Consider the following 24237-nt stretch of genomic DNA (forward strand, 5'->3'; position numbering starts at 1 on the left):
GGGGGGCGCCCGGCCCGGCGGGGGGGGGGGGGGCCCCCCCCCGCCCCCCCCCCCCCCCCCCCCCCCGTCCGCGCCCCGCGACCTGCTACACCGCCGGCACCGCGAGCTCGATCAGCTCGCGAGCCTGCTGCACGAACCACCCGCCGGCCGCGGGGTCCTCGATGCCGCGCGCGGGGTCGAGCGGGCCGCTCGTGCCGCGGTAGCACTTGCCGTCGGACTCACCGGGAATCTTGATCCACAGGTGGGCGTCCACCAGCGCCTGGCCCGTGTCCAGCGTGGGCCGCGGGCCCAGGCCGCGTCCCGGCGGGTTGCACCAGTCCTCGGGGTCGCTGTACACGCCGTCGGGCGGGTCCCACGGACCTCGGCCGTTGCGCGACGTGTCGATGACGAAGTGCGTCGACGGCTCCACCGACCCGAGGATCAGGTCGTAGCGGGAGTCGATGCCCGACGTGTTCAGGGCCGGATCCGGGTTGCCCGCCGACCACACGCCGTAGTTGTTCATCGCCACACCGGACCAGCCGGTGGCCGGACCGCCGTTCCAGTACTGGTTCGGGCAGCCCCAGTAGTTCAAGGGGACCACCTGCGTCACGTAGGCGATGCAGGACGAGACCCAGGTGCCGTACGCCGTGACGTTCGCCGTGTACTGGAAGTTCGACGTGTTGACGAAGAAGCCGTCCGCATCCTGCACGCCCGCGCGGAGCAGGCGCGAGACGTTGTCGCCCACCGTGAGCCAGCCGCTGTGGCCGGCGTCGAGGTAGACGGTGGTGCCGGGCAGCGCACCGAGCTCGTCGACGGCGTAGTTCAGCATGTCGAAGCGATCCTGCGCCGCCGTGACCGGGTTGGCCTCGGCGGGGCGGCACCACTCCAGCGTGCCGTCGATGGTGGTGTACCAGGGAATGATCCCGAGCCCGTCGGGCTCGATGATCACGATGGCCGTGTCGTCGCCGATACCGGCGACGACGCCGTCGATCCACGCCTCGTACGCGGCGACGCTGGTTGCGCCGCCCGCGGAGTACTGGGAGCAGTCACGGAACGGGATGTTGTACGCGACGAGCATCGGGATCGCGTCCGCGGTGTTCGCACGGCCGACGACGTCGGCCGTCTTGGCTTCGACCTGCGCGGGCGTGCCCGACGTCAGCCACGTCGCAGAGGGATAGCTGCCCAGCAGCTCGGCGTCGTCCTTCGCCTGGCCCGAGAGGCCGGCAGCGGCCGTGAGGGTCGAGCTGTACGGGTCCACGTACAGCTCGGACGGATCGACCAGGGTGCCAGGCGGCGGCCCGCCCGCCGGCGGTGGCGGCGGCGCCGCGAGCGCGGGGCCGGCGAGGGTGAGGCCGGCCACGAGAGCGGCGGTGACGGCCACCCCCGCGGCCGCCCGGCGTGCCAGATTGCGTGTGAGAGGGAGCATCAGATCTCCTTTGACCTTGCGGCGACGACTGCTTTGTCTCGTGCCTTGGGGCCAGAGACCTTCGGTCAGGTCTCCGACGGTGATCGGACAAAAGCCTCTCAGGTGCTTCTATCGGGCGTCAAGACTCTTCTGGCAGATCCGGCCAAAACGGAGGATCAGCCCGCGGCCGGCGAGGCCGACTCCTCCGGCTCGGGCGTCAGCACCGGCTGCGGCTCGATCTCTGCGGCCGGCTCGCAGTCGTCGGCGTTCTGCAGCGGCTTGTCGGCCGCCAGCGTGACCTGGTCGGCGTCGAGCGGCGCTTCGAACTCCGTGCCGACGAGGAGGTCCACCGTGGCGTCCTGCCGCTGGTCCAGCACCATCCGGATCTCGGAGAAGTGCGCCGCCAGCGTGTAGGCGGCCGTGATGCCGGGGGTGCCGAACCGGAGCTCGGTGTACTCGATCGTCACCGGGGCGTTGTCGGGCTCGGCCACCATCGTGAACTGCCGCGCGATGAGGGCCTCCTCGAAGGCTGCGGCGACGCCCTGCTCCCCGGACGCGTTGAGGACCCGCACCTGGACCTGGTCGTACGGAACGGGCAGCGCGCCGTCGGGCTGCCCGTCGACAGCCGGCAGGCACGGCGCGGGCAGGGACTCCTGGCCGGCCGCTCCGGGGGTGACGAAGGGCCGGCTGATCGGCGAGGTGAGGGCGCCCGTGTAGATGGCGAGGGCGAAGATGCCGCACACCGCCAGGAACGCGATGATCACGCCGAAGATCACTGCCTGGCGCTCATGCTCGCGGCGGCGGCGCTCGACTCGCGCCTGGTCGTACATCGGGACGGTCACGCGACGAACTTACCGGAGAACGAGGTCGTGAGACGTCCTGCGACGGCGTGCGGACGGCTCACCGCAGAGACAGCACGCGCGCGTGCAGGATCGCCCGCTGCTGCAGCGCCGCGCGCACGGCCCGGTGCAGGCCGTCCTCCAGGTAGAGGGTGCCCTCGTACTCGACGACGTGCGCGAACAGGTCGCCGTAGAACGTGGAGTCCTCGGACAGGAGGTTGTCGAGGTCGAGGGTCCGCTTGGTCGTCACCAGCTCGTCGAGCCGGACCTGCCGGGGAGGTACGTCCACCCAGTCCCGGGTCCGCGTGCGCCCGTGGTCCGGATACGGACGGCCGTCTCCTACGGCCTTGAAGATCATGGGAGCAATCCTAGGTGTCGGTGCGGACAGGGCGGGGCTGAGCACCCTATCGAATCAGCGGGAGAGCGCAACCGCAGGTCAGCAGGGCTCGCAGAGTCAGACCGTCGGGACGTCCCGCCGCCGGAAGCCGGCGAACGCGACCGCGAACAGCACGACCGCCACGGCGCACAGCCCCACGACGTCGGCGACCTCCACGTCCTGCACGAGCGTGTTGGGTACCCACCAGAACGGCGAGATCCCGCGCGCCCAGTCGGGCAGTCCGAGCAGCTCGCCGAACAGGCCCACCACGAACATGTAGCCGAACAGCGCCCACAGCACCGGCGTCGCTCGCGGCACCCAGGCGTACAGCGCGACCGCCAGGGCGGTGAGCACCGCGAGTGCCGGGAGGTACGCGGCCCCGAGCCCGACGAACTCACCGAACGTCGGATCGGTGACACCGGCGCCGGCGGCCCCTACCCAGAGGGCGACCACGCCGCTCATCGTCACGACCGCCGTGCCGATCCCGGCCACCGCGAGGTAGGCGCCGAGCCAGCGTGCGCGGGACACCGGCGTCGCGAGGAGGTACTCCGCCAAGCCCGACTCCTCCTCGGCCTTGACCCGCAGGGACATGGCGACGGCGTAGCCTGCCCCGCCGAACGCGGCGTAGAGCCCCATGATGCCGATGAACGCCCGCACGAGATCGCCCTCGCCGAGGACGGTCGAGTAGATCGGGTTGTCCCGGAGCGTCTCCATCATGTCGGGCAACGCCGAGAGGATGCTGCCCGTCGCGAGCCACATGACGCCGAGCCCGAGCGAGGTCCACAGCAGGGCGCTGCGCTGCTGCGTCCACGCGAGGGCGAACGGGCCGTCCAGGCCTGCGTACGCATCGGCGCGACCCCGGCGGGTGGCAACGAGCCCGCTGCCGAAGTCCCGCCGCGACGCGAGGAACGCCGCGAGGAGGAGGAGCAGCACGATCGCGACGACGCACAGCGCGAGCGGCCACCACCGCAGGTCGACGAACGAGCGCGTCTGCTGCGCCCAGCCGATCGGCGACAGCCAGGACAGCACGCTCCCGTGCTCCTCTTGGATGTCGCCGATGGCACGCAGGACGAACGCGGCGCCGAGCACCGCGAACCCGAGGCCGGACGCCCCGCGTGCGTGCTCGGTGACCTGGCAGGCCACGAGCGCGGCGGCGCCGAAGACGAGTGCGGCGAGCCCGCTCCCGGCCGTCATCGCGAACGAGTCGACGGCGGGGAGCCCGGCGGAGACGAGCACGGCGCCCGTGAGGGCGGCGATGACCACGTTCGCGAGGAGCACGGTGATCAGCGCGGCGACGGACGGCGCGTGGCGGCCGACGGCGCCGGCCCGGACGAGCTCGGAACGTCCGCTCTCCTCCTCTGCCCGTGTGTGCCGTACCACCTGGAGGATGCTCAGGACGGCGAGCGTGAGGACGATCCACAGCACCAGCTCGTTCGCGACTGCAGCGCCGACCGTGTAGCTGTCCAGTCCGTACCCCGGCCCGGCCATCGAGATCATCGCGGGGGTTCGCATGAGGAGGGCACGCGTCGCGAGCCCGTTGGGGTCATCCGCCAGCACCGCGTACTCGCCGAGCTGCGAGGCGTACAGCGCCGTGACGACCAGCACCCACACTGTCAGCCGCACCCGGTCGCGGCGCAGCATGAACCGCACCAGCCGCCAGGTTCCGGTCAGCGTGGACCCGAACGCACGGGGCATGGTGCCCGACGGCGCCAGGGTCGCCGCCGCGACGGCGCTCACCGCCCGCTCCGCTCGCCCGAGGCGGCCACGCCGGCGGGCGCGCCGTTCGTGGAGGGCGCGCGACCGGCGTCGGGCAGCTCGTCGCCGTAGTGGCGCAGGAAGAGCTCCTCGAGCGACGGCGGGGCCGCCGTGAAGCTGTGCACGCCCAGGCCGCCGAGGGCGGACAGGACGCCGCCGACGTGCTCGTTGTCCACGTCGAACGTGACGCGCGTGCCGCCGTCGGCGGGCGCGGTGACCACGTCGTGCACGCCCGGCAGGACGCCGACGACGGACGGGTCGCCCGTGACGACCGCCGCGACGTTCGAGCGGGTCAGGTGACGCAGCTGGTCCAGGGTGCCCGACTCGACGGAGCGGCCCGCGCGGATGATCGTGACGGTGTCGCACACCTTCTCGACCTCGCTGAGGATGTGGCTGCTCAGCAGGACCGAGCGGCCGGCCGCCTTGGCGTGGCGCACGTGGTCGGTGAAGACCGCCTCCATGAGCGGGTCGAGGCCGGCCGTCGGCTCGTCCAGGAGGAGGAGCTCGACGTCGGACGCGAACGCCGCGACGAGAGCGACCTTCTGCCGGTTGCCCTTGGAGTAGGTGCGGGCCTTCTTGGTGGGGTCGAGCTCGAAGCGCTCGAGCAGCTCAGCCCTGCGGGCCTTGTCGACGGGGCCACGCAGGCGCGTGATGAGGTCGATCGCCTCGCCGCCGGTCAGGTTGGGCCACAGGCTCACGTCGCCGGGCACGTAAGCGAGCCGGCGGTGCAGGGCGACGGCCTCGCGCCAGGCGTCGCCGCCGAAGAGGCGCGCGGAGCCCGAGTCCGCCCGCAGGAGACCGAGCAGGACCCGGAGCGTGGTGGACTTTCCGGCCCCGTTGGGGCCGAGGAACCCGGCGACCTCGCCGGGACGGACGGTCAGGTCGAGGCCGTCGAGGGCCTTGACGGTGCCGAAGGACTTGTGGAGGTCGCGGACCTCGATGGCGGGGACGTCCATGGTTTCGCTCTCTGTCGTCGTCGTGACGCGGGCGTGCGGGCACGGCGGCGCCCCGGAGCCCTGTCGTCAGGACCCGGTCGCCACCTCGTGCTCGCGAGGCGGGTCGGGGACGTACATCAGGTAGTCGTCGAGCATGCGCCGGGTCGTCAGGAAGCCCTGCGTGTACAGCTCGAGCGCGGGCAGCGCGATCCGGTCGAAGTAGGTGCCGACCATCGCGTTGAGACCGTCGAGGTCGTCCATCGGGTTGAGCGCGACCTCCGCGAGCAGGGCGCCGAGCGCGGACATCGTCAGGTACCGGGCGCGCGCCTCCTCGTCGAGGCTCGGCTTGATGATGCCCGCCGCGACACCCTCCCGGGTGTACTGGACGGCGTCCTCGATCATGTGGTCCAGGAAGGCCCTGCCCACGGGGCCGCCTGCCTGGACGGAGCGCAGCACGTAGCCGACGAGAGGCGCGAACTCGTCGACCCTGCTCAGGTGGACGAGGAACGCCCCCGGCCCCGACCCGGACGCGAGCACGTCGCGCTTCGCAGCCCTGATCAGGCCGAGCACGTACTCGTCGCACTCCGCGTGGAGCCGTTCCTTCGAGCCGAAGTGGTGCATCACGAGGCCCGGGCTCACGCCGGCGTCGGCGGCGATCGCGCGGACCGGGGCGGCGAGGCCGCTCAGCGCGAAGCGGGCGATCGCGGCGTCGCGGATGCGTGCGCGGGCGGTGAGGTCTCCGTCCGCGTCGCCCCTCGCGACGTCGGCTGAACGCATGTTCAACATGCTATACGCGCGTTCAGCATCGTGCCAGTGTTCCCCGGGGAGACCTACCGGGCGGAGGACCTGCCGCGCTTCTGCGCCGGGGTCGCCGTGCCCCGCCAGCGGGCGACCGTCCGCATCAGGTGGTAAATGCCCAGCGCGGCGGCCGTGCCGAGGGCGATCCCCTCGAACCGCAGGTCGCCGGCCGTCCACGTGTAGTTCGCGATACCGATGATCAGCGGTACCGCCGCAGTGGTCAGGTTGACCGGGTCGGAGAAGTCGACCCGGTTCTGCACCCAGATGCGGGCGCCGAGGACGCCGATCATGCCGTAGAGCATCGTGGTGACACCGCCGAGCACGCCCGCGGGGATGGTGTTGATGACCTCGCCGAACTTGGGCGACAGGCTCAGCACCAGCGCGCCGGCGGCCGCGACCCAGTAGGCGGCGGTCGAGTAGACGCGCGTCGCGGCCATGACGCCGATGTTCTCGGCGTACGTGGTGGTGCCCGAGCCGCCACCCACGCCCGCGAGCGTCGTGGCGACGCCGTCCGCCAGGAGGGCCCGGCCGGTCACCGCGTCGAAGTTCTTGCCCGTCATGGCCGCGACCGACTTCACGTGGCCCACGTTCTCCGCGACCAGCACGAGCACCACGGGGAGGAACAGGCCCAGCACCGACGCGTCGAACGACGGCGCGGTGAACTGCGGCAGACCGAACCACGCCGCCTGGTCGACAGCCGTGAAGTCGACCTCGCCACGCACGACCGCGAAGGCGTAGCCCACGACGACTCCGAGCAGGATCGACAGCCGGCCCAGGATCCCCTTGAACAGCACGGAGATCAGCACGACCGCCAGCAGCGTGACCACCGCCGTGGCCGGCGACTCCTGGAAGTTGTTCCACGCCGCGGGCGCCAGACTGAGGCCGATGAGGGCCACGATCACACCCGTGACGACCGGCGGCATGACGACGTCGATCCACCGCGCGCCGGCGAAGTGCACGATCGCGCCAACGGCCGTCAGCGCCAGGCCGGTGACGAGGATGCCGCCGACCGCGACGGACTGACCGCCGGCGGCCGTGGCCGCACCGATCGGCGCGAGGAACGCGAAGCTCGACCCGAGATAGCTGGGCAGCCGGTTGCCGGTGATGAGCAGGAAGGCCGCCGTGCCGATCGCCGAGAAGAACAGCGTGGTCGCGGGCGGGAAGCCGGTGATGATCGGCACCAGGAACGTCGCGCCGAACATCGCGACGATGTGCTGCAGGCCGATGCCGACGGTGCGCGGCCAGGTGAGCCGTTCGCCGGGGGCGACGACCTCTCCGGGAGCGACGTGCGCCCCGTCTCCGTGCAGGGTCCAGCCAAGCTTCATGACGACTCCCAGGGTAGATCCAGCGATTGACCTGGACGCAGGGTAGACCCGGGAATCCCTTGACCTGGCCGGATCCTGTGTGACGCTCGCGACGCCGCACGCTTGCCTTCCGGCGGCGGTGAGGTCGGCGGCGGCTCAGCCGAGCTGCGGCCGCACGTCGCTCGCGACGAGCTCGAGGTGGTCGAGGTCCTGCAGGTCGAGCGTCTGCAGGTAGACGCGGGACAACCCGGCCTCGCGCAGCGCGGACAGGGTGTCGACCGCCTCCGCGACCGTCCCGGCGACGCCGTGCTCGCGGAGCTCTGCCGGCTCGCGGCCGATCGCCGCGGCGCGGCGCTCGAACTGGGCGTCGTCCTTGCCGACCGCCAGCACGAGCGCGGCCGAGAAGACCATGGACTCCGGGTCCCGCCCGGCGTCCTGGCACGCCGCCCGGACGACGTCGACGCGCTCGGCGACGGAGCCGACGTCGGGGAACGACATGTTGAACTCGTCGGCGAAGCGCGCAGCCAGCGCCGGCGTCCGCCTGAGCCCGTTGCCGCCCACGATCACGGGGATCCTGTCCTGCGCCGGCTTGGGCAGGGCGGGCGAATCCTTCACCGTGTAGTGCGCGCCCTGGAAGGAGTACGTCTCGCCGACGGGGGTGCCCCACAGGCCGGTCAGGATCTCGAGCTGTTCCTCCAGCAGGCCGAAGCGCTTCGCCGGGAACGGGATGCCGTAGGCCGCGTGCTCGGCCTCGAACCAGCCGGCGCCGAGCCCGAGCTCGACCCGCCCGCCCGACATCTGGTCGACCTGCGCCACCTGGATCGCGAGCACGCCCGGGTGACGGAAGGTGGCCGACGACACGAGCGTGCCGAGCCGGATGGTCGACGTCTCGCGGGCGAGGCCGGCGAGCGTGGTCCAGGAGTCGGTCGGGCCGGGCAGGCCGTCGCGGCCGCCCATCGCCAGGAAGTGGTCGGACCGGAAGAACGCGCTGTACCCGAGCTCGTCGGCCGTCCTCGCGACGGCGAGCTGGTCGTCGTAGGAGGCGCCCTGCTGAGGCTCGGTGAAGATGCGGAGATCAAGCGTCATGGTTCAACCTTGCCACCCGGCGGGGCCGCCCCTCGGCACGGTCTGCGCCGGTCAGCTGAAGTCCAGGCCGCCCGTGCGGGTGCGCTTCAGCTCGAAGAAGTACGGGTACGACGCCAGCGCCCGCGCGCCCTCGAAGATCCGGACCGCGTCCTGCCCGCGCGGGATGCGCGTGAGCACCGGCCCGAAGAAGGCGACGCCGTCGAGGTGGATCGTCGGGGTGCCGACGTCCTCCCCGACGGGCTTCATCCCGGCCTCGTGGGAGGCGGCGAGCGCCGCGTCGTACGCGTCCGTGTCCGCCGCGTCGACGAGCTCGTCGGGCAGGCCGGCCTCGTTCAGGGCCTCCTTCGCGACGGCGAGGAGGTCCTTGTCGCCGCCGTTGTGGATGCGCTTGCCAGCCGCGGTGTAGAACGCGGCGAACGCCTCCGGGCCGTGGTCGGTCTGCACGGCCGCGGCGATCCGGCCGATGCCGCGCGACGTCTCGATGCGGTCCCGGTAGTCGGCCGGGATGTCCCGGTCCTTGTTGAGCAGGTACAGGCTCATCAGCCGGAAGGTGAGGTCGAGCGGTCGCTGCGCGGCCACCTCGAGGGCCCAGCGCGAGGTGATCCACGCGAAGGGGCACATCGGGTCGACGTACACGTCGACGACGGGCACGTCGGCCTGGGCGGGGAGCTGGGAGGTCTCGGTCACGGGGTGCACCCTAGCGCCGACGCGCCGCGTCGCCGTCGGCCCGTCCGGGCCGGCCCTTCCGGGTCACCGCAGGGTCGTAGGCTCGCCCCGTGCCCAGGATCCGGTGGTCGAGTCTCCTCACCGTTCTCGGCGGCGGGGCCGTGGCGCTGGCGGGGCTGGCCGGCGCGCTGACGGGTCATCCGTGGTCGTGGCTGCCGGTGGCACTGGGCCTGGGGATCGCGGTGCGCGAGGTCCGGTTCCTGCAGCGAGCTCGCGCCGGGCGCATCCTGGGAAATTCGCAACATCAGGGACGAAAGGCGCGCAAAGACTCTTCCCCCAACGGCCCGCGTGCGCGGTAGCCTGCCTGGCATGACCGCGGTCCGTACCCACACGCACGCACAGGCCGTCGACGCCGCGATCGACCTCTTCACGCGGCAGGGGTATGAGAGGACGACCGTCGAGGAGATCGCCGACGCCGCCCGCGTGAGCCGGGCGACGTTCTTCCGCCGGTTCCGCTCCAAGGAGGACGTCGTCTTCGCGGACCACGAGCTGCTGCTCGAGGAGGTCGTCGTGATGCTCGCCGCGACGCGCACCGAGGCGCGGCAGAGCGAGGAGTCGATGGCCGACGTCGGCCGCGGGTGGGACCCGAACATCGACCCGTACCTCGAGGTCTGTCGCGCCGCCCGGATGGTGTTCGACCACCACGTCGGTCAGCGGGAGACGTCGCTGGCCCGGTACGCCCTGCTGCAGCAGGTCCCCCAGCTGCGCGACCGCGAGCTCGTGACGACGCACCGCTACGAGCGGGCCTTCACCCACTACCTGCGCGACACCCTCTCCCCCGACCGCTCCACCTCGACCGCGTCGATCGCCTTCGCGGCGTCCGTGGTGGCCGTGCACAACGCGATCCTTCGTCGCTGGCTGCGCAACCCCGGCCTCGACCTGCGCCCGGACCTCGAGGAGGCGTTCGCCGACCTGCGTCGTGCCGCCATCCTCGGCTCTGGCGGGGCCGCGCCGGCGGAGGGCGGCATCGCGCCGGGGCGCCGGGTCGTCGTCACCGTCATCGAGGGCAGCCCGGCGCCCGACGACGTCGCGCGCGCGGTCCGCGAGGCCCTCGCCTGACCAGCGGCTCCGGCTGTCCAGCAGGGCTTGCCACCAGGGAATGGCCCTGTGGCATCCTTGGTTTCGTTCGTTATGACGAACGCACACACGTGCTCCGGGGTCGGTGAAATTCCGAGCCGGCGGTGACAGTCCGCGACCCGCGCTCCTGCGCGGTTGACCTGGTGGAACTCCAGGACCGACGGTGAGAGTCCGGATGGGAGGAAGCACGTGCGGCGCGCGCCCTCGGTGGCGTGCGCCGCCGTCGGCGTAGGCCGATCACCCCGGGCGCCCGCGTGGCCGACCTGGGAGACGCATTCATGGACATCATCCGGTGGCTGTTCGAGGCCACGTTCGCGATCGGCGACCAGCAGCTGCTGTGGCGCGAGGTCATCGGCAACGCGTTCGGGCTCGCGTCGGCCCTGGGCGGGATGCGGCGCAAGGTCTGGGCCTGGCCCGTCGGCATCGTCGGGAACGTGCTGCTCTTCACCGTGTTCGTCGGGTCGATCTTCGGTGACGCGGACCGCGTGAACATGCTCGGCCAGGCGGGCCGCCAGATCATGTTCATCGCCGTGTCGGTCTACGGCTGGGTGCGGTGGCGGCAGGCCCGCGCCACCGCGGTCGCCGAGGGCTCCGAGGGTGTCGGCGTGCACCCGCACTGGGCGTCGTGGCCCGCCCGCATCGGCCTGGTCGTCACGATGGTGGCCGGAACGCTGATCCTCACGCCGATCTTCCGCGCGCTCGGCTCGTACGAGCCCGTCTGGTCCGACGCGTGGATCTTCATGGGCTCGCTGCTCGCGACCTACGGCATGGCGAAGGGCTGGGTCGAGTTCTGGCTGATCTGGGTGGCCGTCGACGCCGTCGGCGTGCCGCTGCTGTACAGCGCCGGCTACTGGGCCACCGCCGCGATGTACCTGTTCTACGGCGGCTTCACGATCGTCGGCTTCGTGGTGTGGTGGCGGGTGAACCGCCGCGAGCGCCTCGCCGAGGCGGCCGCCGCTCCCGCTGCAGCCTGACCCGGGTAGCGTCGGGCGGCGTGACGACGACGACACCCCGCCCGGCGCGGATCGGCCTGGTCGGGTCCGGCTTTCGAGCCCGCACCATGCTCCGCGTGATCCACGCCCTTCCGGACGAGCTCGACGCGGTGGGGGTCACGACCCGGAACGCCGCCGACCGGGAGGCCCTCGCGACGCTGGGCCTCCCGGCGGCCGGCCTGACGGGCCAGCCCGCCCCGGCGTTCGCGACGCTCGACGAGCTCCTTGCCGGACGACCGGACTTCGTGGTTCTGACGCTCCCGGCGGGTGCGGCCCAGCCGCTGGTCAGGGAGCTCACGGCAGCGGGCGTGCCGGTGCTCCAGGAGACCCCGGCGGCGGGCACGACCGAGGAGCTGGCGGCCCTGCAGGATCTGGTCGCGGCGGGCGCCTGCGTGCACGTGGCGGAGCAGTACCACCTGGAGCCGCTGGTGTCGGCGCAGCTCGGCGTCGCGACGTCGGGGCTCCTCGGCCGGGTGACCGACGCGCAGGTCAGCGTGGCGCACGACTACCACGGCGTGAGCGTGCTGCGCCGGGCCCTGGGCGTGACCTTCCAGGATGCGACGATCACGGCGCGGCGCGACGAGCGGCTGATCGCCGCGAGCCCGAGCCGCGCGGGCGACCCGGCCGGCCTGGAGCTGGTGGCGACGGTGCACGCGACGGCGTGGCTGGACTTCGGCGACCGGCTCGGGGTGTACGAGTTCGACGACCAGCAGTACCGCTCGTGGGTGCGCTCGCCGACCCTCGTGGTGCGCGGCGAGCTGGGCGAGCTGCGGGACGAGACCGTCCGGTACGTGCGCCCGGACGGCACCCCGATGCGGTCCGTCCTGGAACGGGTGGCGGCCGGCGGGGCGGGCGGCCACGAGGGCCTGTTCCTGCGCGGGTACGCCTTCGAGGGCGGCTGGGCCTACCGCAACGCGCTCCGACCGGCACGGCTGGCCGACGACGAGCTGTCGATCGCGCGACTGCTCACCGCGATGCGCGACCACGTCCTCGCCGGCGGGCCCGCACCGTACGAGCTCGCGGAAGCCGCGCAGGACCAGTACCTGCAGCTCGAGGTCCGCCGCGCGGCCACCTCGGGCACGGTGCGGACGATGCGGCAGCCGTGGGCAGACGCCCCGGGCTGCCGCGGCCATAACTGATACCGAGTATCGCTTGACCTGATACGCCGTACCGGCGCACGATGAACGCATGACGCAGACTCCCGGGGTGACGGCGCCCTCCTACGACGTGGCACAACCGCTCGACATCGACTTCGCCGGCGCGTTCGCCGACGTCACCGAGGACGAGCGGGCCTACCAGCTCGCGGTGCGCACCTTCGTCCAGGACGAGGTCCTGCCCATCATCGACGGCTACTGGGAGCGGGCCGAGGTCCCCTTCGAGCTGGTCAAGCGCATGGCCGAGCTCGACTTCCTGCGCGACGGCGTGGACGTGCCCGGCCGCCCGAAGGTCAGCCTCATGGCCGAGGGCCTCGCCGCGATGGAGATGTCCCGCGGCGACGCGTCGGTCACGACGATCTGTGGCGTCCAGGGCGGCCTGGCCCTGCGCTCGATCGTCATGCTCGGCTCGCCCGAGCAGGTCGAGCGCTGGGCCGAGCCCATGGCGCGCGGGGAGATCCTCGGCGCCTTCGCGCTCACAGAGCCGACCCACGGCTCCGACTCGGTCGCCCTCGAGACCACGGCCGTGCGCGCGACCCGTGACGGCGTCGACGGCTACGTCATCAACGGCGAGAAGAAGTGGATCGGCTTCGGCTCGTGCGGCGACATCACCGTGGTGTGGGCACGACTGGTCGGGGACGGGGCCGACAACGCCGTGCACGGCTTCGTCGTGCCGCAGGACGCCCCCGGCTACGCGGCCACGACCATCGAGGGCAAGGCGTCGCTTCGCGCCATCTGGCAGGCACACATCGTCATGACGGACGTCTTCGTCCCCGCGGAGAACGCCCTGCCCGGCGCCCGCAGCTTCAAGGACACCGGCCGCGTGCTCCAGGCGACGCGCCTCGGGGTGGCGTGGTCCGCCGTCGGACAGGCCGTGGCCTGTTACGAGACCGCGGTGGCGTACTCCAAGCAGCGCATCCAGTTCGGCCGCCCCCTCGCGGCGAGCCAGATGGTGCAGGAGCGGCTCACCCGCATGCTCTCCACGCTCACCCAGATGCAGCTCCTCGTGGCGCGGATGACGCGCCTCGACGAGGCGGGAGTCCTCACCGGCCCGCAGGCGTCGCTCGCGAAGTACACGTGCACGCGGGGCGCCCGCGAGATCGCCGCGACCGCGCGCGACATGCTCGGCGGGAACGGCATCCTCCTGCAGAACCGCGTGGCCCGGCACTTCGCCGACATCGAGGCCCTGCACACGTACGAGGGCACCGAGTCGGTCCAGGCGCTCATCGTGGGCCGCGACATCACGGGAGTCTCCGCGTTCGCGTGACGTGCAGCGCAGGGTGAGGGCCGAGGAGCGAGGCACTCGCCCGGAGCGGAACGTCGCGTGAACGCGGCAACAAGCAGGGCGTTCGCGTGACGTGCAGCGCAGGGTGAGGGCAGGCAGGGCGTTCGCGTGAGGCAGCGCCCCCTCTCCCGACGCCGGGTCACCTCCTCGCGAGGCGGCCCGGCGTCGTGGGTTATCCCTACCTGGGCTGGTGGGACCGCCGGGTGCTCACCGAGACCGCCGCCGCCTACTGTCGGTGACATGGAGATCCCCCGCGGCACAACCGCTGCGCCCGCCCCGGGCCTGCCCGAGGACCTGGCGCGCGTGGCGCCGGCGTGGGCATCGCGTGACGCGTTCTTCGCGGCCCCGTTCGCGCCGGCGACGTGGCGGGCCGTCGCCCAGGTGACGATCGCCTGGCTCTGGCTGCAGGCCGCGGGGCTGGCCCTCGCGATCCTCGTCGTGACCGCCGCCTCGATGGTGCCCGCCCTCGGCCTGGGCCTGCCGCTCCTCGTGCTGGTGCTGCTCGTGGCGCGCGGCTTCGCGACCGTCGAGCGGGCCCGGCTCAGCGCCCAGACCGGCATGGCCGTCCGCGCGCCGCGGTACCGGTCGCCCGGACGCGCGGGCGTCTGGGCCGCCGGGTGGACCGTGCTCGGCGACGGCCGCTCCTGGGCGCACGTGCTCTACGCGCTGGCGGGCTTCGGGCTCGCCGTGGCGACCGCCACCGTGGCGCTCTGCTCCGCCGGGGCCGCCCTGGCGCTGCTGGCCTTCCCCGCCTACGGGCGCTCGGCCGTCGTGACCGGCTGGCTGGACGCCCCGTGGCCGCTCGCCGTGGTGGGCGCACTGGGCAGCGCGGTCGTGCTGGCCTGGGTCGCGGCCCTCGCCGCGCAGGGCGGCACGCTCCTGCTGCTCCGCCTGGGACGCACGCTGCTCGGCCCGTCAGGGATCGACGCAGCGCGCGAGGCCACCCTGGTCGCCGAGCGCAGGGCCGTGGTGCTGGCCGAGACGCGGACCCTCGCCGTCGACGCGGCCGACACGGAGCGCCGGCGCATCGAGCGCGACCTGCACGACGGCGCCCAGCAGCGCCTCGTCGCACTCGGCGTCGAGCTGGGCACCGTGCGGCGTCGGGTCGCCGCGGACCCGGAGGCCGCCGTCGCCGCCCTCGACCACGCGCACCGGGAGGTCAAGGAGACCTTGGCCGAGCTGCGAGACCTCGTCCGCGGCATCCACCCCGCGGTCCTCGCCGACCGGGGCCTCGACGCCGCCCTGTCCGCGCTCGCCGCGCGCAGCCCCGTCCCCGTCCGCGTCGAGGTGCCCGACCCGGGTTCGCTCGCGGGCGCGGGACCCACCGCGCAGGCGGCGGCGTACTTCGTCGTCGCCGAGGCGCTGACGAACGTCGCCAAGCACGCCGGCGCGCAGAGCGCGGCGGTCCGGGCGGAGGTCGTGGACGGCTCGCGGCTGCGCATCGTGGTGTCCGACGACGGACGCGGCGGCGCCGACCCCACCGCCGGCAGCGGGCTGCACGGCCTCCGGGGCCGGGTCGCCGCGCTCGACGGGACGTTCCACCTGGACAGCCCGGCCGGTGCCGGTACCCGGCTCACCGTGGAGGTGCCGTGCGCATCGTGATCGCCGAGGACTCCGTCCTCCTCCTGGACGGCCTCACGCGGCTGCTCACTACCGAGGGGCACGCCGTCACGGGCCACCGCACCGCGGACGACCTGGTCCGGGCACTGTCCGCGCGGGACGCCACGCTGCCCGACCTCCTGGTCACCGACGTCCGCATGCCGCCCACGCACACCGACGAGGGGCTGCGGGCCGCGGTGCACCTGCGCAGCCTCCACCCCGACCTGCCGATCCTCGTGCTGTCGCAGTACGTCGAGCAGCGGTACGCCGCAGAGCTCTTCGCCCGCGGCGCCCGCGGCCTCGGCTACGTGCTCAAGGACCGCGTCGCCGACGTCGACGAGTTCCTCGACGCCCTCCAGCGGGTCGCCGACGGCGGGACCGTCGTGGACCCGGAGGTCGTGACCCAGATCATCGCCCGGACCCGGCGCACCGGGCTCGAGACCCTGACCCCCCGCGAGCGCGAGGTGCTCACGCTCATGGCCGAGGGTCGCTCCAACAGCGCGATCGCCGACCGCCTCGTCGTCGGCCTGCCCGCCGTGGAGAAGCACGTCACCTCGATCCTCGGCAAGCTCGGCCTCCCGCCCGACTCGGACGACCACCGGCGGGTCCTCGCCGTCCTGCGCTGGCTCGAGCACCGTCCCGCACCTACCCCCGGGGCGCTCCCCGGATCACCGAACGGAGCACGCCCATGAGCACGAACACTCCCAGCGACAACGGCGCCGCGGTTCCTGCGGACGCACCCGCACCCGCGCCCGCACCCGATCCCGGCACGCCCGCGCCCGGCGGGTCCGGCCGCCGCGTCCTGCTCGTGGTCGGCACCGTGCTCGGGATCGTGGCCGCCGCGTGGGCCGCGCTCTTCGTGGTGGACCTGCTCCTGTCCCGCACGGAGACCTCCCACGAGACCTACGACCCGGCGTCCACCGTCGAGCTCGTCGCCGACGGGCACGTCACCGTCGTCGCCCAGGAGGGCGACGTGGAGGTCGACCGGATCGCGCGCGGAGGCCTGACCCGCCCGACCTACTCGGTCGAGGAGACCGGGGACCGGCTCGTCGTGCGCCACCAGTGCGACTGGTGGCTGCTGTGGCAGTGCTCCGGCGCGCTCGAGGTCACGCTCCCCGCCGACACGGAGGTGGTGGTCCGCACCGAGAACGGCGACGTGGTGGCCTCGGGCCTCGCCCGGGACGTCGACCTGTCCTCGGGCAACGGCCAGGTCGAGGCGTCCGGCATCGGCGGCGGGGTCGGCGTGAGGTCCAGCAACGGCGACGTCAGCGTCCGCGATGCCGGCGGCGACGTGGTAGCCCGGACGAGCAACGGCCGGGTCGAGGTCGAGGAGGCCGGCGGCGCCGTCGTCGCGGACTCGAGCAACGGCGACATCACGGTCCGGGCCGCCGGCAGCGACGTGCAGGCCCGCACCAGCAACGGCCGGATCGACGTCGCCGACGTGGACGGCGACGTGTCCGCCCGGTCGTCCAACGGCCGGGTCGACGTCGACGGCATCACCGGCAACGTCCGGGCCGAGACCAGCAACGGCGACGTCACCGTGCACGGCAACGGTGAGCCTGTCGCGCTGACGATCAGCACGTCGAACGGCCGGCAGACCGTCGAGGGCGCCACCGACCCGGACGCCGACCGGGAGGTCTGGATCAGGTCCAGCAACGGCAACGTGTCGTACCTCGACAGCTCGGCCGGCTGACGGTCACGCGCCCGTCGTCAGCAGCAGGAGCCTGCACTCTGCGCCCAGCCGGTGATGGGAGGATGTCCGCGTGGCCGCCGAGACCAGTGACCCGCAGACCCCCTCAACACCGAGCACCCGCGAGCGCCTGCGCGGTGCGGCACGCCTCACCGGACGCGTCCTGGCGTCGTGGCCCGTGCTGTGGATCGCCTTCGCGGTGGTCCACGTGGTCCTCATCAAGCAGTCGTGGGAGTGGGAAGGCGAGATCTACGGCGACGTCACGCTCTACGAGTGGTGGGCGCGCAACGGCCTCGACTCGGGCTGGTGGGTCGTCTTCGACACGCAGTGGGTGTACCCCGTCGGCGCGCTCGTGCCGATCACGCTGCCCGCGCTCGTGGCGGGCACGACGTACGGCTACGAGGTGGTGTGGTCCACGCTCGTCACCATGCTCGACGCGCTCGCGCTGCTCGCGCTCGGCAGCGCCCGTCCTCGCGGACGCGTCGCCGCCTGGTTCTGGCTCGCGTTCCTGCTCGCGCTCGGCCCGATCTTCGTCGGGCGGCTCGACGGCGTCATCGCCCCGATCATCCTGGTGGCCCTGCTGGTCGCGGTGCGGCATCCGGTCGTCGCGATGGTGCTGGCGACCGCCGGCGCGTGGATCAAGATCGCGCCCGGCGCCGTCGCGGTCGCGCTGTTCGCGGCAGCCCGCCGCCCGGTGCGCCACGTGCTGCTGCCCGGCGCCGCCGTCACCGCCGTCGTGCTGATCTGGGCCCTGGCCGGGGGCGCCGGCAGCCGGGTCTTCGACGTCTTCGGCGAACAGGGCGACCGCGGGCTCCAGGTCGAGTCCGTGGCGGCCACGCCGTTCCTCGTGTCCCGGCTGTGGGGCGCCGCGGTGACCGTCGAGTTCAACGACCGCATCTTCACGTACGAGGTGCTGGGCGACGCCGCGCTGCGGGTCGCCGGCGCACTCGACTACGCGCTGCCCATCGCCGTGCTGCTCATCGCCGTGCTCGCGTGGTGGGCCGGCCGCCGCCGCCCCGACCTCGCGGGCGACATCCTCCTGCTCACCGCCGCCGCCGAGCTCGTCGCCCTCATCGTCTTCAACAAGGTGGGCTCGCCGCAGTTCCTCGCGTGGGTCGGGCCGCCGGTCGCGGCGGGCATCGCACTCGCGTCCGCGGGGCGCCGGCACACCTGGGCATGGACCTGGCTCCCGCCCGCCGTCGGCGCGATCGTCGCCGCCCGCCTCACGCAGGAGATCTTCCCCCGGCAGTACGGAGAGTTCCTCGGGGCGTGGCCGCACATGGTGTGGGTCGGCGCGGCCCGCAACACGCTGCTGGTGCTGCTGCTCGTGGGAGCCGTGGTGCGGCTCGTGCAGGTCGCGGTGGGGGCGTCGCCCTACGCGCGGGTCCGGGCGACCGCACCCGCCGCCGGAGACGGCACGACGTCGGACGCCGACGACGCCCACGAGCCCGGCGAGGCCGACGCTGACGGCGAGGCCGACGCTGACGGCGAGGCCGAGCCGGCGAAGGCCGCCGCTGCCGAGCCCGCCGTGGCCGCGCCGGCGGGGTCTGCCGAGGCCGACACGTCCGCGACGAACTAGTACGTTCCGGGACCTCTCACCGCACTCCGGGACATCGCGTCACCGTTCCGTCGCCAGCCGTTAGCCGAGACGCCGCACAAGAAACCCCAGGCCGTCATCGGCTGCTGGTCAAGTCTTTCCTGTGCGCGTAGCGATCGTGGCAGAGTCCTTCCTCCCGCAGGTCAACGGGGTGACCAACTCCGTCCTGCGCATCCTGGAGCACCTCGAGCGGCGTGGCGACGAAGCCATCGTCCTGGCCCCCGACGCCGAGAACGGCTCCGTCCCGCCGTTCGTCAACGGCGCCCCCGTCGTCGAGCTGGGGGCCATCGGGCTGCCCGGGTACCCGGACGTCCGGCTCGTCGTCGGCAAGAAGTGGCGTACCGAGCGGACGCTCCAGGCGTTCGAGCCCGACGTGGTCCACCTGGCCTCTCCCTTCGTCCTCGGCTGGCGCGCCATCCTGGCGGCGGAGCAGATGGGGCTGCCGACCGTGGCCGTCTACCAGACCGAGGTGCCGGGCTATGCGGCCCGGTACGGCCTCCCGCACCTGGAGTCACTGCTGTGGCGCCGGGTCAAGAACATCCACGAGCGGGCGACCGTCAACCTGGCGCCGTCGACGGCGACGATGGCGCACCTCACCCGGCGGGGCATCCCCAACCTGCGGCTGTGGGGCCGTGGCGTGGACACCGAGTCGTTCCACCCGCGGTACCGCGACCAGGCCTGGCGCATCCGCGTCGGCGACGGCCGGGACGTGCTCGTCGGCTACGTCGGGCGCCTCGCCGCCGAGAAGCAGGTGGAGGCCCTCGGGGTCCTGGAGGACCTTCCGGGCGTCCGGCTCGTCGTCGTCGGCGACGGCCCCGAGCGGGCCGACCTCCAGGACATGATGCCGTCCGCCCACTTCACCGGGCTGCTGCGGGGCACCGAGCTGTCGCGCGCCATGGCGAGCCTCGACGTGTTCGTGCACCCCGGCGAGCTGGAGACGTTCGGCCAGACGCTCCAGGAGGCGCACGCGAGCGGCGTCCCGGTAGTCGCCCCCGCCGCCGGCGGCCCGCTCGACATCGTGCGCCACTCCCACGACGGCTGGCTCTACCCGCCCGGCGACCACGCCGCGCTACGCGGCCACGTCGTCGACCTGGTCGGCGACGAGCGCAAGCGCAAGGCGTTCGGCGCCGCCGCCCACGAACGGGCCCAGCGCCGCACGTGGTATGACATCTGCGAAGAGCTCGTCGGACACTACGAGGACGCCATCCGGGTGCACGCACGGGCAGCCTCGACATAGGCGTGACGCACAAGGAGACAGCCTTGCGGATAGTCCACGTCGCGAACTTCTACGGACCGCGGTCCGGCGGGATCCGGACCGCGATGCACGCCCTGGCCGGGCAGTACCTGGAGCACGGCCATGACCCCGTGCTCGTCGTCCCGGGCGAGCGGCCGGGGGTCTCGGTCGTGGACGGCGTCCGCGTCGTGACGATGGCGGCACCCCGAGTCCCCCTGTCCGGCGGCTACCGCGCCGTCGTCCGCACGGGGCAGGCCCGGCGCCTGCTCGACGCGCTGCGGCCCGACCGCCTGGAGGTCAGCGACCGCACCACGCTCGTCAGCACAGGGGACTGGGCGCGTGAGTCCGGCGTACCCTCCGTCCTCCTCCTGCACGAGCGGGTCGACGGCGTCCTGCGCGCCTTCCTGCCAGGGGGCGGCCCGGACGGGCGCATCCGCGAGGTGGGCGCGCGGACCATGCCGATGGTCGCCGACCGGTACAACGCCCTGGCGCTGCCACTGTTCGACCGGCTCGTCGCCACCACGGGATACGCGGCGGCCGAGGTGGAGCGGCTCCGGCAGCGCCCGTTCGCCCGGGGCCTCCGGATCCCGCCCCTGCACCGGGTCCCGCTCGGCGTGGACCTCGACCTCTTCCGGCCCGACCGGAACACGCCCGAGGCTCGGGAGCAGCTCGCCCCGCGCGACGCGGCGCTCGTCGTCGTCGCGAGCCGGCTGTCGAAGGAGAAGCGGGTCGACCTCGCGGTCGACGCGGCCGCCCAGGTACTGCACGACGGCCGGCCGCTGCGGCTCGTGGTCGCAGGTGCCGGACCGCTCCTGCCTGCGCTGCGCGAGCGCGCCGAACGGGCCGGCCTCCCCCACCGCTTCCTGTCCTTCGTGCCCGACCGAGAGCGCCTCGCGACCCTGCTGGCCTGTGCGGACGTCGTCGTCGCCCCCGGCCCGATCGAGACGTTCGGCCTCGCGGCGCTGGAGGCGCTGGCGTCGGGCACGCCGGTCGTCTGCTCGTCGACGAGCGCGCTGCCCGAGGTGGTGGGCGACGCCGGTGCGGCCGGGGCGCCCGAGCCCGCCGCGCTCGCCCTCGCCATCCACGAGGTCCTCGCCCGGGAGGTCACGGCCCGCAGGGCGGCGGCCCGCGCGCGGGCAGAGCTCTTCCCGTGGAGCGCCACCGGCGACGCGATGCTCGCCCTCCACCGCCGGGCCTTCTTCGAGCATCCAGAAGTCCTCCCGGACTCCGGCGCGCGCACCGTGCTGGCGGGGAGCCTGGGGTGAGCCCCGTACCCGTGATGGTCGCGCTGGGCGACTCGATCACGGTGGGCGTGGGGGACTCCGTCGGCGCGGACGCCGTCCACGGGCCCGGGTGGTCCGCACACCTCGCGGCGCTCCTGCGCGCGGACGCCTTCACGAACCTGGCGAACAACGGCGCCAGGTCGCGGGACGTGCACGGCACGCAGCTCCCCGCGGCCCTCGCCCTGAGGCCGACCCTCGCGACGGTCGTCGTCGGCGGCAACGACGTGCTGCGCAGCGACTTCGACCCGCGCGAGGTGGAGCACGACCTGCGCGCCACGGTCGGCGGGCTCCGCTCCGCCGGCGCGGACGTGGTGCTCGTGCGGCTGCCCGTCATCGGCCTGTTCGAGCTCGGGCCGCAGATGGTCCGGACGGTCATGCGGCGCCGCGTCGCCGCGGTGAACGCGGCGGTCGACGCGATCGCGGCGCAGCCGCCTGCCGGGGCCGGCACGGCGCCCGACGTCGGACCCGCTCCGGGCCGGCTGCTGGTCATCGACACCGCTCGGGCGAACGCCCCGAGCGGCCCGAAGGCGTGGCACATCGACCGGGTCCACCCGTCGCCCGCCGGGCACCGGCAGCTCGCGCTCGGGGTCGCGACCACCCTTGCGCGCGCCGACCCTCGGTACGCGCGGGCGCTGGGGGCCGACGTCGGACGCGCGGAGCGGCTGCCCGTCGCGCCCCATCCGCCGACCCTGCCGCAGCGGGCGTACTGGCTGGTCACGGCCGGTCTGCCCTGGTGCGTGAGCCGCGGGAGCGACTTCCTGCCCGGGCTCGTCCGCGCGGTCGTGGCCGACCTGCGCGCCGAGCGCGCGTTCACGCCCGGCTCGACGCTCGCCGGCCTCGCCGACTCAGGACTCGACCCGCGCAAGCGCCTCGGACGCCGCTGAGCGCGTGCGCGTCGTTCACCTCGGGGGCAGCGCCGCGTCATCCGCGCGAGGGGGACGGGCCACCTGACGGCGGACGACGCCGCGCTCAGCCTGCGCCCGCTCGGCGCGTACTCGACCGGCGTCTTCGACGCCGCCGCGGCGGAGGTCGTCGCCTTCCACGCGCAGAGCGACCGGCTGTTCTCCGCCGGACGTCCCCTCGCCGGACGGCTCGCTCGAGTTCCGCGTCTCCCGCAACCTGGAGCCGGAGTACGTGGCGGTCGCGAGTGGCTCGGCCACTGCGTACGTCGCGCTGCAGGAGGCGAACGCGGTCGCCGTCGTCGACCTGGCGTCCGCCACCGTGACGGGACGTGAACCCGCTCGGTGCCAAGGACTTCTCCGTCGCGGGCATCGACCCGTCCGACAAGGACGGGGTCGCCGCGATCCGTGAGGTGCCGGTCCAGGGTCTGTACATGCCGGACCGCCTCAACGCCTACACGGTGCGCGGCGAGACCTACCTCGTCTCCGCCAACGAGGGCGACGCCCGCGAGTGGGGCTCCTACGTGGAGCCGGTCCGGCTGAAGGACCTCGGGAAGAAGGGCCTCGCCCCGGTGTGCGCCGACTCCCCCGCCGCGGCGCTCCGCGGCGACGCCGACCTCGGCCGCCTCAACGTCACCACCGCGTCCGGCCTGTCCGACGACGGCACGTGCTACGAGGAGCTGTACGTTCGAGGTGGACGTGCTGCGGCAGCTCGGTCGCTGAGCTGGCGGTGCCTACGGTCCGGGACGCGGTAGTTGAGGATCAACCAGCCCTCCGGGACCATCTTGGACAGCGCCTCGACAGCATCGTCGTACGTGACAGCCTCCGCGCTGATCACGCGCGCGGAGGACTCGGCCTTGCCCGCGACCGCGGCGGCCGTGTCGATCGTTGCGAGGACCAGCATGCTGCCAGGCTAGGTTTGACTCTCGGGTTACCCGAGGCTGAACACTCGTGTCATGAGCGACAAGACCCTGCTGCCGATCGGCCAGTTCGCCAAGCTGGCGGGGATGTCCGTACACGCGTTGCGCCACTACGACTCCGTCGGGCTGCTCGCTCCTGCCGACGTCGACCCTGAGACGGGTTACCGGCGTTACGACCGAAGCCAGCTGGCTGCCGCGAGATTGATCAACGACCTGCGCTGGCTGGACCTGCCCATCCACCTGGTCCGCGACGTCATGGCCGATCCGGACTCCCCGGAGGCCCGGCAGGTCCTCGCAGCTCACGCTGACCATCTTGTCCGAGACCGGATGCAGCTTGACCGTCAGATCGCCCAGTCGACCCGCTACGCCTCAGAAGGAGTTCCCATGCCCACCACCGTGACCGGCACCGCACCCGTGCAGATCAAGCTCGGCGTCGCGGACAGGGACCGAGCCCGTGCCTTCTACGCGTCGGCGTTCGGGCTCTCCGAGAGTGTGATCCGCCGCACGGACGACGCCGACTTCACCGGCTACCAGTTCGGCACCTACGGTCAGCCCGGCTTCTTCCTGCTCGTCCTGTCGGAGCCGGAAGCGTTCGACCACCCGGGCCGGAGCACGATCGGCTTCACGGTCGAGGACCTCGACGAGGCGCACCGGCGTGCACTCGGCGCGGGTGCTACGGAAGCGGTTCCGATCAACTCGCCGCAGGGCATGCCCCGCAACTCCGCCGTCACCGACCCCGACGGCAACTGGCTCTGGCTCTACCAGGGCTGAACCTGGTGACCGGCGAGACGGCCGACTGCGCCGACGGCGTCGGACCGGGCCCCTAACCTGGGGGACATGACCATTCAGCGCATGGACAACGTCGGCATCGTCGTCGACGATCTCGACGCCGCCATCGCTTTCTTCACCGAGCTCGGCATGGAGCTGGAAGGCAGGACGCCGATCGAAGGACGCTGGGCGGAAGACGTCGTCGGGCTCGACGACATGCGAAGCGAGATCGCGATGATGCGGATCCCGGACGCCCCGGGCCGGATCGAACTGGCGAAGTATCACACCCCGAAGGCGATCACCCCCAAGCCGGAGATCACCCCGGCGAACACGCTGGGCCTGCACCGCGTCATGTTCGCCGTCGACGACATCGAGGACACCCTCGCCCGCCTCCGCCCGCACGGCGCCGAACTCGTTGGCGAAGTGACGCGCTTCGAGGACAGCTACCTGCTCTGCTATCTCCGCGGGCCGAGCGGAATCATCCTCGCGCTGGCCGAGCAGCTGAGCTGAGCATCCGCGCCTGGACCAGGTCATGG

At 73.1% G+C, this 24237-nt stretch carries 25 protein-coding genes, 2 pseudogenes and 1 riboswitch; of the genes and pseudogenes, 16 read left to right on the top strand and 11 right to left on the bottom strand.

Annotated elements, in window-relative coordinates; translation table 11 throughout:
• Nucleotides 1–85 precede the first annotated feature (85 nt).
• From L1785_RS19665 to L1785_RS19705, 11 genes and pseudogenes are all read right to left on the bottom strand, one after another.
• On the bottom strand, nt 86–1405 hold the full coding sequence (locus L1785_RS19665) for a glycoside hydrolase family 6 protein (RefSeq protein WP_236091005.1): 1320 nt from the start codon (nt 1403–1405) through the stop codon (nt 86–88).
• Nucleotides 1406–1560: 155 nt separating this feature from the next.
• Nucleotides 1561–2226 carry a LytR C-terminal domain-containing protein gene (locus L1785_RS19670; protein WP_236091006.1) on the bottom strand — a complete coding sequence of 222 codons (666 nt, stop codon included), beginning with the start codon at nt 2224–2226 and terminating at the stop codon, nt 1561–1563.
• Nucleotides 2227–2284: 58 nt separating this feature from the next.
• On the bottom strand, nt 2285–2581 hold the full coding sequence (locus tag L1785_RS19675) for a type II toxin-antitoxin system VapB family antitoxin (protein ID WP_236091007.1): 297 nt from the start codon (nt 2579–2581) through the stop codon (nt 2285–2287).
• A gap of 96 nt (nt 2582–2677) precedes the next feature.
• Nucleotides 2678–4336, bottom strand: a complete 1659-nt coding sequence (locus L1785_RS19680; protein WP_236091008.1) for an ABC transporter permease — start codon at nt 4334–4336, stop codon at nt 2678–2680.
• Nucleotides 4333–4815: an ATP-binding protein DrrA1-3 family domain-containing protein gene (locus L1785_RS23505; RefSeq protein ID WP_443627196.1), complete on the bottom strand. Its 483-nt coding sequence runs from the start codon at nt 4813–4815 to the stop codon at nt 4333–4335. The genes L1785_RS19680 and L1785_RS23505 overlap by 4 nt, the downstream gene beginning before the upstream one ends.
• Nucleotides 4792–4866 (bottom strand): annotated as a pseudogene (locus tag L1785_RS23510) (hypothetical protein); the annotation flags it as partial. The pseudogene L1785_RS23510 and the gene L1785_RS23505, both read right to left, overlap by 24 nt.
• 24 nt (nt 4867–4890) lie before the next feature.
• Nucleotides 4891–5235: pseudogene (locus L1785_RS23515) on the bottom strand (ATP-binding cassette domain-containing protein); the annotation flags it as partial.
• A 141-nt stretch (nt 5236–5376) separates the two neighbouring features.
• The gene (locus L1785_RS19690; protein ID WP_236091010.1) at nt 5377–6066 is read right to left on the bottom strand and encodes a TetR/AcrR family transcriptional regulator; all 690 of its coding nucleotides are present in this window, start codon (nt 6064–6066) and stop codon (nt 5377–5379) included.
• Nucleotides 6067–6119: 53 nt separating this feature from the next.
• A complete protein-coding gene (locus tag L1785_RS19695) occupies nt 6120–7412 on the bottom strand; it encodes a uracil-xanthine permease family protein (RefSeq protein WP_236091011.1) in 1293 nt (430 codons plus the stop codon).
• Nucleotides 7413–7547: 135 nt separating this feature from the next.
• Complete coding sequence (locus L1785_RS19700; RefSeq protein WP_236091012.1) at nt 7548–8477, bottom strand: LLM class F420-dependent oxidoreductase; 930 nt, start codon at nt 8475–8477, stop codon at nt 7548–7550.
• Between the two features lie 51 nt (nt 8478–8528).
• Nucleotides 8529–9164, bottom strand: a complete 636-nt coding sequence (locus L1785_RS19705) for a mycothiol-dependent nitroreductase Rv2466c family protein (protein WP_443627195.1) — start codon at nt 9162–9164, stop codon at nt 8529–8531.
• 89 nt (nt 9165–9253) lie between these two features.
• Here L1785_RS19705 and L1785_RS19710 point away from each other — a divergent pair, with 89 nt between their 5' ends.
• From L1785_RS19710 to L1785_RS19780, 16 genes are all read left to right on the top strand, one after another.
• Nucleotides 9254–9502 (top strand): hypothetical protein, encoded by a 249-nt coding sequence (locus L1785_RS19710; RefSeq protein ID WP_236091013.1) that lies wholly within the window; start codon nt 9254–9256, stop codon nt 9500–9502.
• A 10-nt stretch (nt 9503–9512) separates the two neighbouring features.
• Nucleotides 9513–10262, top strand: a complete 750-nt coding sequence (locus L1785_RS19715; RefSeq protein ID WP_236091014.1) for a TetR/AcrR family transcriptional regulator — start codon at nt 9513–9515, stop codon at nt 10260–10262.
• A gap of 85 nt (nt 10263–10347) precedes the next feature.
• A riboswitch (FMN riboswitch) is annotated at nt 10348–10473 on the top strand.
• Between the two features lie 85 nt (nt 10474–10558).
• Nucleotides 10559–11254, top strand: coding sequence for a nicotinamide mononucleotide transporter family protein (locus tag L1785_RS19720; RefSeq protein ID WP_236091015.1), 696 nt, complete (start codon nt 10559–10561; stop codon nt 11252–11254).
• Nucleotides 11255–11274: 20 nt separating this feature from the next.
• The gene (locus tag L1785_RS19725; protein WP_236091016.1) at nt 11275–12411 is read left to right on the top strand and encodes a Gfo/Idh/MocA family oxidoreductase; all 1137 of its coding nucleotides are present in this window, start codon (nt 11275–11277) and stop codon (nt 12409–12411) included.
• Nucleotides 12412–12460: 49 nt separating this feature from the next.
• A complete protein-coding gene (locus tag L1785_RS19730; RefSeq protein WP_236091017.1) occupies nt 12461–13693 on the top strand; it encodes an acyl-CoA dehydrogenase family protein in 1233 nt (410 codons plus the stop codon).
• Between the two features lie 258 nt (nt 13694–13951).
• Nucleotides 13952–15313, top strand: a complete 1362-nt coding sequence (locus L1785_RS19735) for a sensor histidine kinase (protein ID WP_236091018.1) — start codon at nt 13952–13954, stop codon at nt 15311–15313.
• Entirely contained in the window at nt 15301–16002 is a 702-nt protein-coding gene (locus tag L1785_RS19740; protein ID WP_236091019.1) for a response regulator transcription factor, read from the top strand. Before L1785_RS19735 ends, L1785_RS19740 begins: the two co-directional genes overlap by 13 nt.
• The gene (locus tag L1785_RS19745) at nt 15999–17003 is read left to right on the top strand and encodes a DUF4097 family beta strand repeat-containing protein (RefSeq protein ID WP_236091020.1); all 1005 of its coding nucleotides are present in this window, start codon (nt 15999–16001) and stop codon (nt 17001–17003) included. Before L1785_RS19740 ends, L1785_RS19745 begins: the two co-directional genes overlap by 4 nt.
• A 70-nt stretch (nt 17004–17073) precedes the next feature.
• Nucleotides 17074–18579 carry a hypothetical protein gene (locus L1785_RS19750; RefSeq protein WP_236091021.1) on the top strand — a complete coding sequence of 502 codons (1506 nt, stop codon included), beginning with the start codon at nt 17074–17076 and terminating at the stop codon, nt 18577–18579.
• Nucleotides 18580–18700: 121 nt separating this feature from the next.
• The gene (locus L1785_RS19755; protein WP_236091022.1) at nt 18701–19834 is read left to right on the top strand and encodes a glycosyltransferase family 4 protein; all 1134 of its coding nucleotides are present in this window, start codon (nt 18701–18703) and stop codon (nt 19832–19834) included.
• 23 nt (nt 19835–19857) lie between these two features.
• The gene (locus tag L1785_RS19760; RefSeq protein ID WP_236091023.1) at nt 19858–21096 is read left to right on the top strand and encodes a glycosyltransferase; all 1239 of its coding nucleotides are present in this window, start codon (nt 19858–19860) and stop codon (nt 21094–21096) included.
• Entirely contained in the window at nt 21093–21998 is a 906-nt protein-coding gene (locus tag L1785_RS19765) for an SGNH/GDSL hydrolase family protein (RefSeq protein ID WP_236091024.1), read from the top strand. Before L1785_RS19760 ends, L1785_RS19765 begins: the two co-directional genes overlap by 4 nt.
• Before the next feature lie 250 nt (nt 21999–22248).
• Nucleotides 22249–22425 carry a choice-of-anchor I domain-containing protein gene (locus L1785_RS23425; RefSeq protein ID WP_372461891.1) on the top strand — a complete coding sequence of 59 codons (177 nt, stop codon included), beginning with the start codon at nt 22249–22251 and terminating at the stop codon, nt 22423–22425.
• Entirely contained in the window at nt 22346–22768 is a 423-nt protein-coding gene (locus L1785_RS19770) for a choice-of-anchor I domain-containing protein (RefSeq protein WP_236091025.1), read from the top strand. Before L1785_RS23425 ends, L1785_RS19770 begins: the two co-directional genes overlap by 80 nt.
• Before the next feature lie 201 nt (nt 22769–22969).
• Complete coding sequence (locus L1785_RS19775) at nt 22970–23704, top strand: MerR family transcriptional regulator (protein ID WP_236091026.1); 735 nt, start codon at nt 22970–22972, stop codon at nt 23702–23704.
• A gap of 66 nt (nt 23705–23770) precedes the next feature.
• Nucleotides 23771–24211, top strand: a complete 441-nt coding sequence (locus L1785_RS19780) for a VOC family protein (protein ID WP_236091027.1) — start codon at nt 23771–23773, stop codon at nt 24209–24211.
• Nucleotides 24212–24237 lie beyond the last annotated feature (26 nt).

The organism is Antribacter soli, assembly GCF_021568775.1.
Lineage (GTDB): Bacteria > Actinomycetota > Actinomycetes > Actinomycetales > Cellulomonadaceae > Antribacter > Antribacter soli.